The organism is Clostridium culturomicium, assembly GCF_000821305.1.
Taxonomy (GTDB): domain Bacteria; phylum Bacillota; class Clostridia; order Clostridiales; family Clostridiaceae; genus Clostridium_J; species Clostridium_J culturomicium.
Genome location: NZ_CCXK01000013.1, coordinates 336989 through 356198, shown reverse-complemented (window position 1 = coordinate 356198; position 19210 = coordinate 336989). Strand labels below are relative to the sequence as shown.

The 19210-nt window shown below is 32.6% G+C and carries 18 protein-coding genes and 1 riboswitch; all 18 genes read right to left on the bottom strand.

The annotated features are described in order from the left end of the window. Entirely contained in the window at positions 1 to 291 is a 291-nt protein-coding gene (gene remA, locus BN1075_RS03605) for an extracellular matrix/biofilm regulator RemA (RefSeq protein ID WP_040191663.1), read from the bottom strand. A gap of 14 nt (positions 292 to 305) precedes the next feature. Further along, entirely contained in the window at positions 306 to 1184 is an 879-nt protein-coding gene (locus tag BN1075_RS03600) for a YicC/YloC family endoribonuclease (protein WP_040191662.1), read from the bottom strand. 239 nt (positions 1185 to 1423) lie between these two features. Next, entirely contained in the window at positions 1424 to 2779 is a 1356-nt protein-coding gene (locus BN1075_RS03595) for an NCS2 family permease (RefSeq protein ID WP_040191661.1), read from the bottom strand. A gap of 84 nt (positions 2780 to 2863) precedes the next feature. Continuing rightward, positions 2864 to 2963, bottom strand: a riboswitch (purine riboswitch). 85 nt (positions 2964 to 3048) lie between these two features. Further along, positions 3049 to 4032, bottom strand: coding sequence for an asparaginase (locus BN1075_RS03585; RefSeq protein ID WP_040191659.1), 984 nt, complete (start codon positions 4030 to 4032; stop codon positions 3049 to 3051). Positions 4033 to 4271: 239 nt separating this feature from the next. Beyond that, positions 4272 to 5750 carry a stage IV sporulation protein A gene (gene spoIVA / locus BN1075_RS03580; RefSeq protein WP_040191658.1) on the bottom strand — a complete coding sequence of 493 codons (1479 nt, stop codon included), beginning with the start codon at positions 5748 to 5750 and terminating at the stop codon, positions 4272 to 4274. Positions 5751 to 5908: 158 nt separating this feature from the next. Continuing rightward, entirely contained in the window at positions 5909 to 6775 is an 867-nt protein-coding gene (locus BN1075_RS03575; protein ID WP_052406367.1) for a D-alanyl-D-alanine carboxypeptidase family protein, read from the bottom strand. 169 nt (positions 6776 to 6944) lie between these two features. Next, positions 6945 to 7946, bottom strand: a complete 1002-nt coding sequence (locus BN1075_RS03570; protein ID WP_040191657.1) for an NAD(P)H-dependent glycerol-3-phosphate dehydrogenase — start codon at positions 7944 to 7946, stop codon at positions 6945 to 6947. A 134-nt stretch (positions 7947 to 8080) separates the two neighbouring features. Continuing rightward, positions 8081 to 9400 carry a ribosome biogenesis GTPase Der gene (gene der, locus BN1075_RS03565; protein WP_040191655.1) on the bottom strand — a complete coding sequence of 440 codons (1320 nt, stop codon included), beginning with the start codon at positions 9398 to 9400 and terminating at the stop codon, positions 8081 to 8083. Between the two features lies 1 nt (position 9401). Beyond that, positions 9402 to 10736 carry a radical SAM protein gene (locus BN1075_RS03560; RefSeq protein ID WP_040191654.1) on the bottom strand — a complete coding sequence of 445 codons (1335 nt, stop codon included), beginning with the start codon at positions 10734 to 10736 and terminating at the stop codon, positions 9402 to 9404. Between the two features lie 280 nt (positions 10737 to 11016). Beyond that, the gene (phoU, locus tag BN1075_RS03555; protein WP_040191653.1) at positions 11017 to 11670 is read right to left on the bottom strand and encodes a phosphate signaling complex protein PhoU; all 654 of its coding nucleotides are present in this window, start codon (positions 11668 to 11670) and stop codon (positions 11017 to 11019) included. A 62-nt stretch (positions 11671 to 11732) separates the two neighbouring features. Next, positions 11733 to 12482, bottom strand: coding sequence for a phosphate ABC transporter ATP-binding protein PstB (pstB, locus tag BN1075_RS03550; protein WP_040191652.1), 750 nt, complete (start codon positions 12480 to 12482; stop codon positions 11733 to 11735). Between the two features lie 58 nt (positions 12483 to 12540). Then, on the bottom strand, positions 12541 to 13362 hold the full coding sequence (gene pstA / locus BN1075_RS03545) for a phosphate ABC transporter permease PstA (protein ID WP_040191650.1): 822 nt from the start codon (positions 13360 to 13362) through the stop codon (positions 12541 to 12543). Position 13363: 1 nt separating this feature from the next. Continuing rightward, positions 13364 to 14233 (bottom strand): phosphate ABC transporter permease subunit PstC, encoded by an 870-nt coding sequence (pstC, locus tag BN1075_RS03540; protein WP_040191780.1) that lies wholly within the window; start codon positions 14231 to 14233, stop codon positions 13364 to 13366. Positions 14234 to 14353: 120 nt separating this feature from the next. After that, a complete protein-coding gene (locus BN1075_RS03535; protein WP_040191649.1) occupies positions 14354 to 15208 on the bottom strand; it encodes a phosphate ABC transporter substrate-binding protein in 855 nt (284 codons plus the stop codon). 333 nt (positions 15209 to 15541) lie between these two features. Next, positions 15542 to 17185: a two-component system histidine kinase PnpS gene (gene pnpS, locus BN1075_RS03530; RefSeq protein ID WP_407637963.1), complete on the bottom strand. Its 1644-nt coding sequence runs from the start codon at positions 17183 to 17185 to the stop codon at positions 15542 to 15544. A 76-nt stretch (positions 17186 to 17261) separates the two neighbouring features. Beyond that, positions 17262 to 17966 carry a response regulator transcription factor gene (locus BN1075_RS03525; RefSeq protein WP_148315452.1) on the bottom strand — a complete coding sequence of 235 codons (705 nt, stop codon included), beginning with the start codon at positions 17964 to 17966 and terminating at the stop codon, positions 17262 to 17264. A gap of 8 nt (positions 17967 to 17974) precedes the next feature. Then, a complete protein-coding gene (gene pgeF, locus BN1075_RS03520; protein WP_040191647.1) occupies positions 17975 to 18706 on the bottom strand; it encodes a peptidoglycan editing factor PgeF in 732 nt (243 codons plus the stop codon). Further along, complete coding sequence (gene nrdR, locus BN1075_RS03515) at positions 18706 to 19161, bottom strand: transcriptional regulator NrdR (RefSeq protein ID WP_040191646.1); 456 nt, start codon at positions 19159 to 19161, stop codon at positions 18706 to 18708. Before nrdR ends, pgeF begins: the two co-directional genes overlap by 1 nt. Between the last annotated feature and the right edge of the window lie 49 nt (positions 19162 to 19210).

Below are 19210 nucleotides of genomic sequence, written 5' to 3'. Positions count from 1 at the left end.
TTATTCATCAACCTCGTCAATATTTTCTTCTTCCTTAGCTGTAAGCCCATCCTTAGATGATAGTCTATGTGCAACAGTTTCCGGCTGCACCGCAGATAATATGATATGATCACTATCTGTAATTATTACAGCTCTTGTTCTTCTTCCATAAGTAGCATCTATAAGCATACCTCTGTCTCTTGCTTCTTGAATTATTCTTTTTATTGGTGCTGATTCAGGACTTACTATAGCTACTATTCTGTTTGCTGAAACTATATTACCAAATCCAACATTTATAAGTTTTACGCCCATGGCTGACCTCCTAATTATTCTACGTTTTGAACTTGCTCTCTAATCTTTTCAATGTCACTCTTTATATCTAAAGCAACATTAGTTAATTTTAAATCATTAACCTTAGATGCAATTGTATTTGCTTCTCTATTCATCTCTTGAACGATAAAGTCGAGTTTTCTGCCTATTGGCTCATTCATCTTTAAAGTTTCGAGAACTTGATTCACATGACTTTTAAGTCTAACGATTTCTTCATCAATGCAGGTTTTATCAGCCTGTAATACTACTTCCATAGCAATACGACTTTCATCAAAATTTCTTTCTGTAAGAATCTCTTCAACCTTTTTAAGAAGTCTTTTTCTATATTCTTCTGATATTTCTGGCACTCTGGTACTTATTATTTCAACATTTGCCGAAATACATTCACATCTGCTAGTAATATCTGCTAAAAGTTTTTTACCTTCTTCTTCTCGCATACTGCATAAGTTTAATACAGCTGCTTCAAGTGACGGTAATAACTCCTGCCAAATTTGGTCCATATCTTCTTCCTTTTGTTTCAAAGTTAAAACCTCTGGAAATCTAGCTAATGTGGATGATGAAACATCATCTCTTAAGCCATATTTATCCTTTAGCTTATGAAGAGCACCCAAATAGCTCTCTGCTATCTGCTCATTAAGTACAACCTCCATACTATCTTTATCACCTTGGTTTTGAGTAACGAAAATATCTACCTTACCCCTCTTAACTTTTTCATTAACATATTTTCTGATATTATCTTCTAATGAAATTAATGTTCTAGGCATTCTAACATTCAATTCAAAATATCTATGATTAACTGTCTTCATTTCCACTACGAAACTAGATATTTCACCCTCTGATGTTCCTCTTCCAAAACCAGTCATACTTTTTATCATATACAACTCACCCTTCTGGCCCTTGATAAATTCTTTATCTATTATACATAAAGTGTATCACTTATTTCAACCCATAAGCTAAAGAATTTTAAAGAAAACAGAAATATTTCTAAGGAAATCGTAGAAAATCAACTATATTCTCAAAAATTATTTTCAAAAATCAAAATCACCTAAAAATGCCAGCTACATTTTTAGGTGATTTTATTTATGGTTTTTACTAAGTTATATTAAAATTAACTTTATGGTATAAATATTATTTTAGCAATAAATACTACTGCAAGAATATATATAACTCCAGAAACTTTCTTTCTTTCCTCTGCCTTGCTTAATAAATTTGGTATGAAGTTAAGTACTGCATAAGATAACATACCTATCATTAATCCATCACCAATACTATAAGTTAAAGGCATTAATGCTATTGTTAAAAATGCTGGTACACCTTCTGTAAAATCTTCGAAGTTTATTTTTCTTACTGCATCCATCATAAAGAATCCAACTATGATTAAGGCTGGCGCTGTTGCACATCCTGGTATAGCTATGAATAATGGAGCTAAGAACATTGCTAAAAGGAATAATACCCCTGTTACTACTGCTGAAAGACCTGTTCTTGCACCTGCTGCTACTCCAGCAGAGCTTTCAACATAAGTTGTTACTGTAGAAGTTCCAACCATAGCTCCGAAAGTTGTTCCAATGGCATCAACTAAAAGAGCTTTTCCTGCATTTTTGACTCTTCCTTCTTCATCTACCATTCCAATCTTAGATGCGACCCCTACTAAAGTTCCTGCTGTATCAAAGAAATCTACAAATAAGAAAGTAAATACTACTGTCATAAATTCTGCCAAGGCACTTCCGTTACCAAAAACTGAAAAATCTAATTTAAATAATACTGGTGAAATTGATTTATATTCGAAAATTCCATCTGGTAAAAAAATCATCATTTCTGCCGCTGCCTCTGGATTAATTAATGCAAAACCCCATGCTGCTAAAGCACTACCTGCTATTCCCCAAAGGATTGCTCCCTTAACACCTTTTTTAGATAAAACAACTATTATTACAATTCCTAACACTGCTATTAAAACAGTTGGGCTTAAAAGATTCCCCATTGCAACCTTTGTAGCTGGATCTGCAACTACAATACCTGCATTTGCAAAACCAATGAAAGCTATAAATAAACCTATTCCTGCAGTTACTGCATACTTTAAATTTGCTGGTATACAGTTAACGATTGCTTCTCTTACTTTTGTTAATGATAATACAATAAATATGATACCTTCTACAAATACAGCTGTAAGAGCAACTTGCCAAGAAATTCCCATTCCCATAACAACATTAAACGCAAAGAATGCATTTAATCCCATTCCTGAAGCTAGCCCAAGTGGTAAGTTTGCATAAAGACCCATTAATATAGTTGTTACACCAGCAGCTAAGCATGTTGCTGTTACTACAGCACCTGGATCCATTCCAACTCCTGGATCTCCTAGCATGTTAGCATTTACTGCAATTATGTATGCCATTGTCAGGAATGTAATTAAACCTCCCACAACTTCTCTTTTTACATCAGTTCCATTTTCTTTCAACTTGAAAAACTTCTCCATAAAACTCTCCCCCATTTTCGAAATTTTCTTTATATTTTCCCAAAAATAATAGCCACTGGACGAAAAATTCCCAGTGGCTAACTGCTTCAACATAGGAATTCTCATAGTCGGACAATATCGGTGCCCAGTAGAAACATCTAATCCATCTCATTAGATATATATGAAAATTAGTGGCGTTCTTATCTTTATGAGTTAATAATAACAAGATTCTCCACCTATGTCAACAATTTTGCGTATATTTTTTATATTTTTGCAAAAAATGTTCGGATTTAATACTTATCTTTTTCAAAAATATCTCTTATTTCTTCCATAGAGTTCGTTTTCCCAAGAGCGATAATTAATTTTATTCTGGCCTTTTGTCCTGGCATACTATCTCCAAATATTACTCCCATTTCTCTAAGCTGCTTTCCTCCGCCTTCATACCCATAACTGTCAAGGACTCTTCCCTTATAACACCTTGAAACCAATACTACAGCAACACCTTTATTAATAGCTCTTTGTACACCTTTTGCCATTTCTGGAGGCAAATTTCCTCTCCCCATAGCTTCCACTACAATTCCTTTAGCGCCCTTCTCTACACAATAGTCAATTAAAGTGCCATCCATTCCTGTACAAGCCTTTATAAGCTGAACATTTGTCTCAATTTTATCTGTGCCTATGTACTCTTTTGCAAGACTTTCTCTGTAAAATCTAACTTCATTACTATCCACTATACCTATTGGTCCAAACTCGGGACTTTGGAACGTATTTAAGTGCATTGAATGAGACTTAGTCACCTCACTGGCACAATTCAACTCATTATTAAGACATACTATTACGCCTTTATTTCTTGCCGCCTTCGAAGTTGCAGTACAAATTGAGGCTGCTAAATTTGCTGGCCCATCATATCCTAATTCCGAACTATTTCTCATAGAACCGGTAACAACAACCGGTTTTTCGCTTTTTATAGTTAATTGAAGGAAATATGCCGTTTCTTCTAAAGAGTCAGTTCCATGTGTAACTACAACTCCATCAACATCATCTCTATTCAGAAAACCTTTAACATAATTTGATAATTCAAGCATAATCTCCGGAGTTACATGAGGACTTGGAAGACTTGAAAAAGTATACGATTCTACTTCAGCATAGGATTCTATCCCCGTTACCATAGACATTATTTCTTCACCTGTCAGATTAGGTACTGCCGCCTTTATTTTCTCATCGACCTTCATTGATATGGTTCCGCCATTAAAAATTACTACTACCTTACTCACCCTTCTATACCTCCACTTAATAATTCAACACTAAAACTGATTCTTTAATATTTTCTTCAGTCTTCAAATATATATTATACTTTTAAATAAAAAGAAAAGATAGGCTTTAAATTCATAATAGAACTTAAACCTATCTTTTTCATATTATACCCTCGGTAACACACTTGCAATATAATTATTCATAAAGTAACCACCTTATGCTGGATAAAATAATATTAAATTACATATAAAGTACTTAACTAAATTATTATACATATTAGGCCACCATTGCCTTCATTGATAATTTTTTGAAGTGTTTTTTGTAACTTAACTTGAACATCTTCAGGCATCTTATATAATTTATTTTGCAAGCCCTCTTTAACCAATTCTTCTAAGGATTTACCAAACATATTGCTTTGCCAGATTTGAGATGGATCATTCTCAAATTGTTCAAGAATTGATTTATAGAACTCTTCACTTTGCTTTTCACTTCCCATTATAGGATGAATTTCAGTTTCAATATCAGCCTTAATAATATGAAGTGATGGTGCTGATGCTTTAAGCTTAACGCCATATTGGGTGCCTTTCTTAACAATTTCAGGCTCCTCAAGCTTCATTTCAGAAAGTTGTGGTGCAACTAAACCATAGCCTGTTGCATTAACTTCCTTAAGTGCTTCTTCAATCTTGTCGTATTCAACCTTAGCTTTATAGAAGTTTTCCATTATACTTAGAAGATCATTTTCATTGTTAATATCTTTATCACAGATTTCTCCTAAAATCTTATAGAATAATTCATGCTTAGGATTAATATCAATTGCTGAAGTCCCTTCACCCATATTCATCTCTTTAATTTTTATGTCTGATAAGAATTCAATTCCTTTAAATGCATCCAGGCACTTCTTAACATCTCTAACCTTATATATATCCTTACACATAGCCTTAAGGATAGTCATTATGTTAACTTTTAACCAATGATTTGCACTTAAATTCTCAATCCATGATGGCATATCAACAGTGATTTCCTTTAATGGGAACTCTTTTAAAACTGAATCAAATATATCTGTCACTTCATCATTGTCTAGGTTCATAACATTCATTGCTTTTACAGGAACATCATACTTGTCTTCTAAATCCCTTAAAAGTTCTTGGCATTCTTCTGATTCAGGATTAACACTATTCAAAAGAATTATAAATGGCTTATTAATTTCCTTTAACTCATTTACAACTCTCTCTTCAGCTTCCTCATAATCATCTCTGCTTATACCCGTAATACTTCCATCAGTAGTAACAAGCACTCCTATTGTAGAATGATCTGTTATAACTTTTTTTGTGCCAATTTCTGCAGCCTGTTCAAATGGAATTTCGTAATCATGCCATGGAGTTGATACCATCTTAGGGATTTCCTCTTCTGTATATCCTAAAGCATTCTTAACAATATATCCAACACAGTCTACCATTCTTACTTTGAATTTTGTTCCATCTCCAAATCCAATCTCTACTGCCTCATTAGGCACAAATTTAGGTTCAGTAGTATGAATTGACTTCCCTGATCCACTTTGTGGCAACTCATCTTTTGCTCGTTCCTTTTTGTGAGGATTTTCTATGTTCGGTATAACCATAAGTTCCATAAACTTCTTAATAAAAGTAGATTTACCTGTTCTAACCGGCCCTACTACCCCTACATAAATATCCCCTTGAGTTCTTTCTGCTATATCTTTATATATATCAAAATTTTCCAAAGGCTACCCTCCCACATCTAAATATTAACATTATATATATATTGCCTCTATTCCACATTATGCATTATCCATGAAAAAAAATTATAAATAAAAGCTATTTTAAAAATGGACAGTTTTTAAAATAGCTTTTATTTATTCTATATTATGTTTACTTAAAATTATTTTACATAATCCAATAATTCTTCTAATGTAATATCCTTATCATGACAAAGCTTACTAATCTCTTTATTTCCAATATATCTATAGTGCCATGGTTCATATTTATATCCAGTTATATCTTCTTTGTCAGCCTTATATCGAAGAATAAAACCATATTTGTAAGCATTATTTAGAGCCCACTGTCCTTCTGGTGTATTCTCAAACTCATCAGTTAGATCCAGATTCACATTATGGCTTGTAAGGTCAATTGCTAGCCCTAAATGATGTTCGCTAGTTCCTGGAGCTGCCACATAACCTGTTTCTACCCCACCATTACTTTGCAAATCATTATTGTAAAATAATGATTGAAGATTGTAGCTTCTATATCCACTGCTAAGGAACATTTCATGTCCAGCTTCTTTCGCAGCTCTAAAAAAAGCTTCCACATCATCAGCAATATCCGCTCTAACCAAGTTCTGCTCATTACTTCTATCTTTTGTAAGACCAACATTAGGTATTACCATATTTTCTGGCTTATAATTTTCATCAACGGTATTCACTTTATTTACTATTTTAAAATACCCTTCAGCATCAGCTGAGATTGCATTTTTGACCATTTGAACTTCTTCTGCCGTTAACGGTCCAACTCCTTCAACATCAGGCACTGTGTTTAATCCTTCGCTAGCCTCACTAGAACCATTCTGACCTGTTCCATTTTCCGTCTTATCTATACTATTTCCTTGATTAGGAGCAGCTGAATTTCCACCATCTCTCATTATAAAAGTAACAAGAATACCTATCAGAAACACTAATCCAACAATTAGAAGTATTTTATTATCATTTTTCTTTTGTCCACTTTTTACTTTGGAATTACTTTTTTCATACATGTTTAACTTACCTCCTAGCAAGTGTCTCTCTAGTCTTTATTAAAATAGTTACCATAAAAAAACAAATATATACACCTTTAAACCTATTGCTAAACTTTCACACAATTAATAGCATAGCAAAGCTATTCTTAAGTTTCAACTTTAAGAATAGCTTAAAAAATCATACTGCTTAAATAAATAAGCCTTCATCTTTATGGCTTCTCGCCATTAATTCTGTAACCTTATCCTTTGGATTTGAACCACTAAACAGTACTTCATATAATGCAGCGGTTATAGGCATATCAACATTTGTCTGGCACTTTAATTCATAAAAAGCTTTAACTGCTTCAATCCCTTCAACAACCATTCCAATCTCCTTAACAGCCTCTTCAGCTGTCATACCACTTCCGATTAGAATTCCTGCTCTTCTGTTTCTACTATGCATACTTGTACATGTAACAATCAAATCTCCCATGCCTGTAAGCCCATAAAAAGTATCTGGTCTTCCTGAAAGCTTAGTTCCAACTCTGATTATTTCACTCATTCCTCTTGTCATCAATGCAGCCTTTGTATTATCTCCATAACCTATTCCATCTGAAATACCTGCAGCTAATGCAATTATATTTTTAAAAGCTCCACCAATCTCTACTCCAATCAAATCACTATTAGTATAAACTCTAAAGGAATTATTGCTAAATAATTTTTGTATTTTTCTTGCAGCCTCCATATCTTTTGATGCAGCTGTAACAGTTGTAGGTATATCCCTTGCAACCTCCTCTGCATGGCTAGGTCCTGATAGAACCACTATAGGATGATTCTTTATTTCATCTTCAATTATTTCAGACATTCTCTTCAAGGTCTGCTTTTCAATCCCCTTTGCAACAGTTACAATAATTTCATGACCTTTAAGAAGCGGTGCTACCTTTTTAGAAACTTCCCTAATAGCTTTTGATGGTACTGAAAGTACTATTACATCAGCACCTTCTACTGCTTCCTTCAAATCACTATAAGCAGTAATACTATCCGGAATCTTTATTCCTTTAAGATATCTCTCATTTTCTCTTTTATTATTTATTTCATCTACAGAGCTTTGGCTGTGACACCAAATGGTACATTCTTCTCCTTTTTTAGATAACAGAACAGCTAAAGCTGTACCAAAACTGCCTCCGCCAACAAATGCGACTTTACTCATATTACCCCTTCTTCCTTAAACATTCATAAACTCATCTATGTCTAAATTTAATTAACTCAAATAATCAATTGTATGTATATTTAAATAGAAAGGCTTAAAAATAAATTTAAGCCTTTCTATTTAGCATTATATAATTATTCTTCTTTTCTTTGTCTAAATATAAGTTTAATTCCAGTACCTTTAAAGTCAAAGCTTTCTCTTAATTTATTCTCAAGATATCTCTCATAAGAGAAATGTAAAAGAGCTGGGTCATTTACAAAGAATATAAATGTTGGTGGCTTAGTTCCAATCTGAGTCACGTAGAATATTTTCATTCTTCTTAAAGCTACTATTGGTGGCTCATTCATAAGTACTGCTTTGCTCACAACGTCATTTAATATTCCTGTAGAAATTCTCTTAGAATAATTAGCATAACACTCATTTGCCATTGAAAGAACCTTATTAACTCTTTGACCTGTAAGAGCAGAAATAAATAAGAATGATGCATAAGGCATGAACTTTAATCCTGAACTTATGTTAGCTTTATATTCATTCATAGTCTTATCATCTTTTTCTATTAAGTCCCACTTATTAACTATAACCATGATAGCTTTATTAAGCTCATGAGCATATCCTATAATCTTCTCATCTTGATCTGTAAGGCCTTCTGTCGCATCAATCATAAGGATACATATGTCAGCTCTCTCTACAGCTGTTAATGTCCTAATTACAGAATATCTTTCGATTTCCTCTTTAATCTTGCTTTTTCTTCTAAGCCCTGCGGTATCAATTAAAATAAACTTTCCTTCTGCTGTTTCAAGCTTACTATCAATTGCGTCTCTAGTAGTTCCTGGAATATTACTTACTATGTTTCTATTCTCGCCCAACAGCTTATTGATAAGTGAAGATTTACCTACATTGGGCTTACCAACCATAGCTATTTTTATGTATTCTTCATCTTCGTCTTCAGAAACAATCTCATCAAAATGAGCTACTACTTCATCAAGCATATCTCCAAGACCTAATCCCTGTGTAGCAGAGATTGTGATAGGATTTCCTATTCCTAAGTTGTAGAATTCAAACGCATTATCTTCTAATTCTCTTCTATCAATTTTATTTACAACCAAAACTATTTGCTTTCCTGATTTTCTAAGCATTTGAGCAACTTCATAGTCAGCAGGATGAAGTCCTGCTTTACCATCAACTATAAATATAATAACATCTGCTGTTTCGATAGCGATATTCGCTTGTCTTCTCATCTGAACCATAATGATATCTTCATTAGTTGGCTCAATACCACCTGTGTCAATAATTGTGAAATTATGTCTAAGCCATTCAGCCTGTGCATAAATTCTATCTCTTGTAACTCCTGGTGTATCTTCTACTATGGCAATTCTTTTTCCTGCTAATTTATTAAAAAGTGTAGATTTACCTACATTTGGTCTTCCAACAATTGCAACTACTGGTTTTCCCATATTAATCCTCCCTTAAATGTTCATTGATTATGGAAATTAAATCATCTCCTGTATAATCACAAAGAATAACTTTTCTGTTTAATTCCTTGGATAAATCACCTATTGTGTAATCATCAAGCAGAATGAGTTCATCATTGTCTGCTAGTTCATAACCCTTCCTTATTATATTATTAGGAAGAATTACAAATTCATTAACTTCTCTTTCCTTTAAAGTATTAACTATATCTGTTCCAGTTAAAAGTCCTGTCACTGTTATAGTCTCTCCAAAGAATTTATTTGGAATCATTTCTACCGAAATTTTTATATTAGGGTTTTTCCCTTCAATGATTTCTTTTATTTTTAGAATTTCAGGATAAACTAATGCTCCTGTAACAAAGGTAAATGTACCTTTTCCACTTTCCTTTAATTCTGTTATGGTAGCATTTATGGTATCTCTTAAAAGAGTCACCATTCCAATTCCATCTTCAATTTGTTTAAAACCTTCATAATGGTCCGGTCCCGGCAGTTCTCTACCTGCTACAATATAAAACTCATCAGATAATCTAACGAAAGGACTTCCTGATTCCTTAACATATTTTTTCTGCAACTCTTCAACTTCTTCTATTTGCTTTAACGAAGTATCTTTAGTAAAGGTTTTTAGTATAGTTAGACCCTGTCTATGCTTTGTAACACCAATAGGAACCACTGCAACACTTTTAACATTTGGATAAATCTCATATAAGTCTTCAATAGTTCTTTGAAGCTCTTTACCATCATTTATTCCTGGACAGCAAACTACCTGGGTATTTATCTCAATGCCACCCGCTGCAAGCCTCTTAAGTATATCATATATGTTACCTGCAAATCTATTCTTTAACATTTCCACTCTTAGCTCTGGATTTGTAGTATGAACAGATACATTTATAGGACTAATTTTATACTTAATTATCCTTTCAATTTCTTCTTCCTTCATATTGGTTAATGTTAAGAAATTACCTTGAAGAAATGATAATCTTGAATCATCATCCTTAAAGTAAAGCGTATTTCTCATTCCTTTAGGATTTTGGTCTATAAAGCAGAATATACATTTATTATGACAACTCATTGGCTTATCAAGAATTCCCTCTTTAAATATTAAACCCAAATCCTCGTCATAATCCTTTTCTATTTCTATCTCCCAAATTTCTCCGTCTTTTTTTTCAACCCCTATTACAAGCTCTTCATCAGTTACTAGATATTTATAATCAATAATATCTTTAACATCATTGCCATTAATACTTAGCAATCTGTCTCCAACTTCTAATTCTACTTCTTCAGCAATAGAGCCTGGAACAATTTCCTTTATCTCATTTTTCATTTCTTAGCTCCTTTATTTTGCACAAGTTATTTTTATATTTTCCCACTACTCCTCTTAATTATCAAATAGAAGTTTTGAGTTTTTACAATTAGTTTTCCATTTATTCGTTCTATGGAAACACATTATACCACTATTATGTTATATTATCTTAATTATATGCCCTCGTCAATGTTACTCTTTTAAAAACACCATATTATCCTAAAATTTTATTTCTTAACATAAAAAAAGTTGACTATACAAATAATAGACAACTTTCAATATAATAATCCACTTTATAAAATTAATTTAACTCTACTCTTTCACCTGTTTGCAAATAGATTATTCTTTCACATATATTAGTAGTATGGTCTGCCATCCTCTCTAAAAGCCTACTGACAATTAAGAATCTGCAACACTGTTTTATGGCTTCTGGTTTAACTCTCATAATTTCTTGAACCTCATCAAAAATCCCCTCATGTAAGTCATCAACTTCATCATCCATATCACAAATCTGGCGCGCTAAAGGAACATCCATATTTAAATATGCTTCTAAAGTTCCCTCTATCATTTTTTCTACAATTTCGCCCATTTTAGGTATATGAATAAGTTTTTTTACATACTCTTCATCCTTCAGTAAAATAGTTATTTTTGCGATATCCACAGCGTGGTCCGCTATTCTCTCTAAATCAGTTATAATCTTTGTAGCAATAAAGATATTTCTTAAATCCACGCCTAATGGATTTTCTGTAACCATTAGTTTAATACAGTTATTCTCAATTTCAGCTTCATAATTATCTACTACGTCATCTCTATTTATAATATCCTCAGCTAAAGCTGCATCATGATTTTTTAAAGCCTCAATGCTATCCTTAACTTGTATTGCAACTTGTGCTCCCATGTTTCTCAAGTCTTCATGCAGTTTATTTAGCTTTATGTCAAAACTACTTCTAACCATACTATTCACCTCTAATATTTTTTTTACTTCATCCCTATATAAGTCATTTCACTTCAAATATTTTAACCGAATCTACCTGTAATATAATCCTCTGTTCGCTTATCCTGTGGTCTTTCAAACATATCTTCTGTCTTCCCATATTCAATGACTTCACCACTTAAGAAAAATGCTGTTTTATCTGCTATACGTCCAGCTTGCTGCATATTATGAGTAACTATTATTATAGTATATTCTTCCTTCAAAGCATCAATTAACTCTTCCACCTTAGCTGTAGAAATTGGATCTAGAGCTGAAGTTGGTTCATCCATTAGTATAACTTCTGGTTCAACTGCAATAGTTCTCGCTATACAAAGTCTTTGCTGCTGTCCTCCTGATAATCCCATGGCACTTTTCTTTAATCTATCCTTTACTTCATCCCATAAAGCCGCTCCTTTAAGTGATTTTTCAACTATTTCGTCTAGCTTCTTCTTATCCTTTATTCCATGGATTCTAGGACCATAAGCTACATTATCATAGATAGACATAGGGAATGGATTTGGCTTTTGGAAAACCATTCCTACTCTTTTCCTAAGCTCAATTTCATTTAAATCTTGATATACATCATTTCCATCAAAGAAAACCTGGCCTTCAATTTTAACTCCATCAATTAAATCATTCATTCTATTTAATGTCCTTAAAAATGTTGATTTACCACAGCCTGATGGCCCTATTAGCGCTGTAACACTATTCTTATCTATTTCTAAATTTATTCCCTTTAAAGCCTTGTTATTACCATAATAAAGCTCCAAATTCTTTGTAGAAATTACTGACATACTATTTCCTCCTGCTTCTTCTAACAACTAAATATCCAATCCTCTTATTACAAATATGCTAGTTAGCTTTATTTATTTTTCTTGTTATGAGTTTAGCTGCAATACTTAAAATTAAAATTACAAATATTAAAATTATACCAATTGCACATGCCAGCCTTATATCTCCTGCTTCCTTAGTTACCAAGTAAGCGTGAACTGTAAGTGTTCTACCACTAGACATTAATCCCTTTGGCATGGAAGCCACTGTACCAGCTGTTAAAAGCATAGCTGCTGATTCACCAATTATTCTTCCTATAGATAAAATAACTCCTGATATAATTCCCGGCATAGCGCTCGGAACTATTATTTTATAGAGAACTTCAAACTTAGTTGATCCTAACCCAATTGCTCCTTCTCTATAACTTATTGGTACCGTTTTTAAAGCTTCCTCAGTTGTTCTAATTATTACTGGCAGAACAATAATTGCTAAAGTCAAAGAACCTGCCAATATAGAAAACTGGAGCTTTAATGCTGTTACAAAGAATACTGTACCAAATAATCCATAAATAATAGAAGGAATACCTGCAAGACTCTCTGTTGCAAACCTTATAACCTTAACAATAGCACCTTGCTTTGCATACTCCTGAAGGTAGATAGCCCCACCTATTCCAATAGGAATGGATATTACAAGTGATACTAAAACTGTTAGTAACGTTGTTACTATCATCGGGAAAATTCCTCCGCCTTCCGTCGGTGAATAATCTCCAAATATAAAATTAAAATTAATAAGTCCCATACCTTCTTTAAATATATATCCTATGATAATCAAAAGAATTGCTATGGTTATAGCTGCAGATAACCATAGAATTGATTTTAAGATATTATCTTTTAACTTTCTCATCCTAATTACCTGCCTTTGCTGAAATTTTTGCTAATATGAAATTTAGAAGAAGTATAAAAGAGAATAAAACTACTCCTGTTGCAAATAACATTTCTTCATGAGTACCAAATGCATATCCCATCTCCAACGCTATGTTTGTAGTTAATGGTCTTACCCCATCTGTTATGCTCTTTGGTATAACAGGACTATTACCTGCTACTAATATTACAGCCATAGTTTCTCCAATAGCTCTTCCTGTTCCTAACACAACAGCAGTTAAAATCCCTGATTTTGCTGCTGGAAGTATAACTTTAAATATTGTTTCGATTTTAGATGCCCCTAAAGCTAAGGAAGCTTCTTTATAATAATTTGGCACTGCCCTAATAGCCGTTTCTGCTACTGAAATGATAGTAGGTAGCATCATTATTGAAAGTACTATTATAATTGCAAGCAAACTTTGACCTTTTGGCAGATTAAGCTTATCTTGAATTGCAGGTACTATAACTCCTAATGCAAATACACCAAATAAAACAGATGGTATTCCTGCTAATAGTTCTACACCTTGAGATAACACTTTTGCAACTTTCTTTTGAGCAATTTCAGCAATAAATACAGCTGTCATTATTCCAACTGGAACTCCAATAATCAAAGAACCTAATGTACCATAAATTGATGCTAATATCATTGGTAGAATTCCAAACTTATCAGCACTCGGCACCCATTCTCTGCCAAAAATGAAATCAAAGAAAGAATATCCTTTAGATATGAAAGGTGTTAACCCTTTGTAAAACACGAAACCTATAATTACTAATAAACTTATTACCGCTACTAAAGCGCATAATTTAAATATATTTTCAGAAGCTGCATCTATTGCATATTTAGCTCCCTTCATTCTCTTTGGCTTGTTGTGTGCTTTTTTTACTGTTTTATTTGCCATATAATTAACCTCCAATTCAAGCACAACAGGCACTTGAGATCATATTCTCTCAAATGCCTGTGTCACTTCAAGGTACTACTTACCTAATTTAATTCCGCCAGCTTCTTCAACTATAGTCTGACCTGCATCACTTAAGATATAATCTATAAACTTTTTACCCTCTTCTGTTATCTTTGCATCTTTATAAACTAATATAAATGGTCTTGATAATGGATATATTTTAGCAAGTACATTTTCTGGTGTTGGTTCTACTTTATCTACTGTTAGTGCCTTAACACTTGTATCTACTGTTTCAAAAGAAACGTAACCTATTGCATTTTCATTAGTTGCAACTGTTGTTTTAACACTTCCGTTACCATCTGCTATAGTTGATGATTTTTCTAACTCCTCTGATGTAAAATCTACTAATTCTTGGAACGCACTTCTTGTACCTGAGCTTTCATCCCTTGATACTACAACTATTGGAGCATCTTTTCCTCCAACCTCTTTCCAGTTAGTAATCTTTCCAGTATATATTTGTTTAATTTGATCCATTGTTAAGTTTGTTGCTGTATTATTTGGATGTACTATAAGTCCTATTCCATCGAAAGCAATTACTGTTTCTTTAACTTCAGCCTTTTCTTCATCTTTTAACTCTCTTGATGCCATTCCAATTTCGCTAACACCTGAAATCGCATTTTTTATTCCTGCAGATGAACCTATTTGCTGAATCTCTATATTTACATTAGAATTTTCTTTTTTATAAGCCGCTGCTTCTTTTTCCATTAATGGTCCTATTGAAGTTGAACCAGAAATTGTTATTGTTGCTGATTTAGATCCTTCACTTGAAGCTCCATCTCCCGTATTCTTAGAACCACATCCTGCAAAAATCCCCATGGACATTGTCGCTACCATTGCTGCTATTATAATTTTGATTGACTTCTTTTTCATACTCTTTACCCCACATTCTTTTATTTCTTTTTATTTAATTTCTTCCTTACAAGACTTATTATAGTCTCTGTTAGTTAAGGTATTATTATACTAATATTAAAAAAACTTTACCTATGTTAATTAAACTTTACAATTTGTAAGGAAGGATTTATAAGGAAAAACTTCTACTACATCAATCCCTCATGTCAGTTAACCCTCCAAACAAATTAAGTTAATCCATAACTAACAATGACAATATGAAAAAAGCACCAGAAAGTATTACTTTCTGGTGCTTAATATTTTTATATTATTAGTTAATCAAGTTGTACTCAAAGAGTAAATTGATTCATTGAATTATAATTTCCCCTTTGGAAAAGTTATAATAAACCTAGTTCCTATTCCTACTTTACTTTCCACTTTAACACTTCCATTGAAACCAATGACTATATGTTTTACAATGGCAAGCCCCAATCCGGTTCCCCCTTTAGCTCTCGATCTAGCTTTATCAACCCTGTAAAACCTTTCAAACAATCTAGGAATAGCAGATTCTTCAATACCAATTCCAGTATCCTCTACAATAATAATAAACTCTTTCTTCTTTGAAATTTTATTAACAGTAACTTTATCTCCTGCTTCACTATATTTTATTCCGTTATCAATTAAATTAATCAACATCTGTTTAAACTTATCTTTATCTCCAGCTATAATTGGAAGCTCATCACCAAATACTCTCAACTCAATTTCTTTCTTATCTGCGATATGCTTCATTATATCTACAACATCATCAATAACTCTTTCAGTAGAAAACTCCTCTTGTTTGAATTCCTGGTTCTGCTCAATATGGGATAATAGTAATATATCAGAAATTAACCTTGTGAGCCTTTCTGCTTCTTCATCAATTATATCTAAAAACTTATTTTTAGTTGCATCATCATCAACATCTCTCAAAGTTTCTGCAAAGCCTCTTATAGAAGTTAATGGCGTTTTCAACTCATGAGATACATTGGCCACAAATTCTGTTCTCATGTTCTCAAGATTCTTAACCTCAGTAATATCCTGCAATACAGCAACGGCTCCAATATGTTGATGGTTATTAACAATGATATCTGCACTTCGCCCTCTCAAGTACTTCACTGTAGGAGATTTTATTTTATACTCCTGAAGTTCATGTTCACGCATAGAAAACATATCTTTAAAATCAATATCTGTGCATATATTTTCAACATTGCTCCCTACAACATCTTCACTGATGTTAAAAAAACTTTTTGCATAATTGTTTATCATAATTATATTTCGATTATTATCAATGGCAATAACGCCACTTTCCATACTTTCAAGTATAGCTGACAACCTGTTTTGTTTTTCACTTGCTTCGTTCAAACTGCTCTCAACCTTATCTGCCATACTATTAAAGCTTTGCGCAAGCTTACCAAGCTCATCTTTTGAAGTCACCTTGACTCTTCTGCTTAATTCACCATTACTGATTCTTGATGTTATAAAATCTAAGTCTTCTATAGGTTTTACAAATATATAGGAAAGCTTATTAGCAATCCAAAGGGATAAAAACAGCATTATAACTATAGCGCCTCCATACCAAAGAAAATATGTACTTCTTAAAGCATTTACCCCATCAATAGCCTTTGCTACCCTAATAACATCACCATCAGGCAAACCCAATGCATAATACATTGTTGAGCTTTTTTCTGTCATACTATATCTAGTAACACATGCTTCCCCCTTTTTTCTAGCTTCTTCTACTTCTTCCCTATCATTATGATTTTCCAATAATTCGGCTTTTGTAAATGAGTCATATTTAACATTACCATCCTCATCTATAACTGTAACTCTTACATTTCTTTCTTTAAACTTATCTATTATATCTTTTGTTTTATCTAAATCCCTATCCTCAATATAACCCTTTAGAATATATGTATATAAGCTCAAATCTTTTTTTATGGTATAATCTGCTTCATAGGTAGAAATCGCATAAAACAGCATAATTGTAAATATTAGCATAAAAACTAATGCTCCAAAAATGTATAGCATTAGTTTTCTTTTCATTGTACCTTTAAATTTATTTTTCATAACTTTCCCCATAATTAAATTTGTATCCAATACCTCTTATAGTTTGTATGTATACTGGATTCTTGTCATCATCTTCTATCTTTTTTCTTAGATGTCTTACATGTACATCTACAGTTCTAGTCTCCCCCATATATTCGTAGCCCCAGATTTTTTCAAGTAAGAAATCTCTAGTCATAACTCTGCCTTTATTTTTTATCAATATTTCTAAAAGCTCAAACTCCTTTAACGTAAGGTCTACTTTACTTTCACCCTTAATTACTTCATGTTCACGGAAGTTAATTGTAACAGTTCCAAATTTAAAGCTGTCATCATCCTGTTTAAATCCACTTCTTCTTAAAATAGCCTTAGCTCTTGCTACTAATTCTCTTACTGAAAATGGCTTAGTTATATAATCATCAGCACCTAGTTCTAAGCCTAAAATTTTATCTAATTCTTCACCCTTAGCAGTAATCATTATTATTGGAATACTCTCAATACCAGGATTTTTTCTGATATTCTTACATACATCAAGACCATCCATTCCTGGAAGCATTAAGTCTAAAAATATTAAATCTGGTTTTTTAGTTTCTGCCAGCTTTAATGCATCAATGCCATTATCTGCTGTAATAACATTGAACCCACTTTTTTCTAAGTTAAACTTAATAAGTTCTTGTATATTAGCTTCATCATCTACTACTAAAATTGTTTTCATCATAGACATTATTAATCCTCCTCATTAGCAAACACAAAAGAAAATAATCTTCCCTTTGACTCCTCCTCTTTTCTGTAGGAAAATAGCTTTGTTTCCTCACTACAGTAAGTACATAAATTCACAGCTATAATGTTTTCTTGGATTATTCCTGCTTTTACAAGTTCAATCTCCACACATCTTTGAAGGTTTAAGTTTCTCCCTTCATTTATATTCTCTCCCTTAAAAATCTCGCACTGCTTAAATAGTTCGATAAGATCTTCACTAACTTCATAACAGCAAACCTTATTATGAGGCCCAATGAAAGCCTTCATATTTTCTGGTTTACTCCCATAAATTTTCATCATCTCTTTAATGCCATTCAGTACAATATTATTTAATGTACCTTTCCATCCACTATGAATAGCTGCCATAGCTCCTATGGCTTCATCCACAATAATTACCGGCACACAATCAGCAGTAAAAACTCCGATAAGCGATTTTTTATTATTAGTAATAACACCATCACCATCTAAATCTGTAATTTCTTTTTCTCCATCAAAACAATGAATGTCAATTCCATGTACCTGATTAAGAAAAACTACTTTCTCAACATTAAACCATTTTTTTAATTTTTCTAAGTTCTCGTGACCTTCTGGCAGGAATTTATTAAAATTTAAATTATTTTCTGCAGTTGAAAAACCTATAGTCATATTTTTAACTGTATAGATTAAAAACTTATTGTTTTCACACGTAGAAACATTCATTACTTTCCACCACTTAATCTTTGTATTTCTTCAATAAAACTATTAATATCATCAAATTTTCGATATACTGATGCAAATCTTATATAAGCTACTTCGTCCATACTTCTTAATTTATCTAAAATCATTTCTCCAATGGTTTCTGAACTAACTTCACTAGTCATAGTATTATTAAGTGTTTTTTCAATGTCATTAACTAAATGATCGATATCCGCTCTAGAAACAGGTCTCTTTTCACATGCACGTATTACACCATTTATAATTTTATCTCTGCTAAATATTTCTCTTGCAAGATTTCTCTTAATGACAAACACTGGTATATCCTCAATTTTTTCATAGGTAGTGTATCTTCTATTACAACCTAAGCACTCACGTCTTCTTCTTATTGCCCCATCATCCTCAGTTGCTCTTGAATCAACAACTTTGCTTTCTTCTCCACTACAATAAGGACACTTCATAAATTACCACATCCTTTTTTTAGTTATATATTATGATTATACACAATAC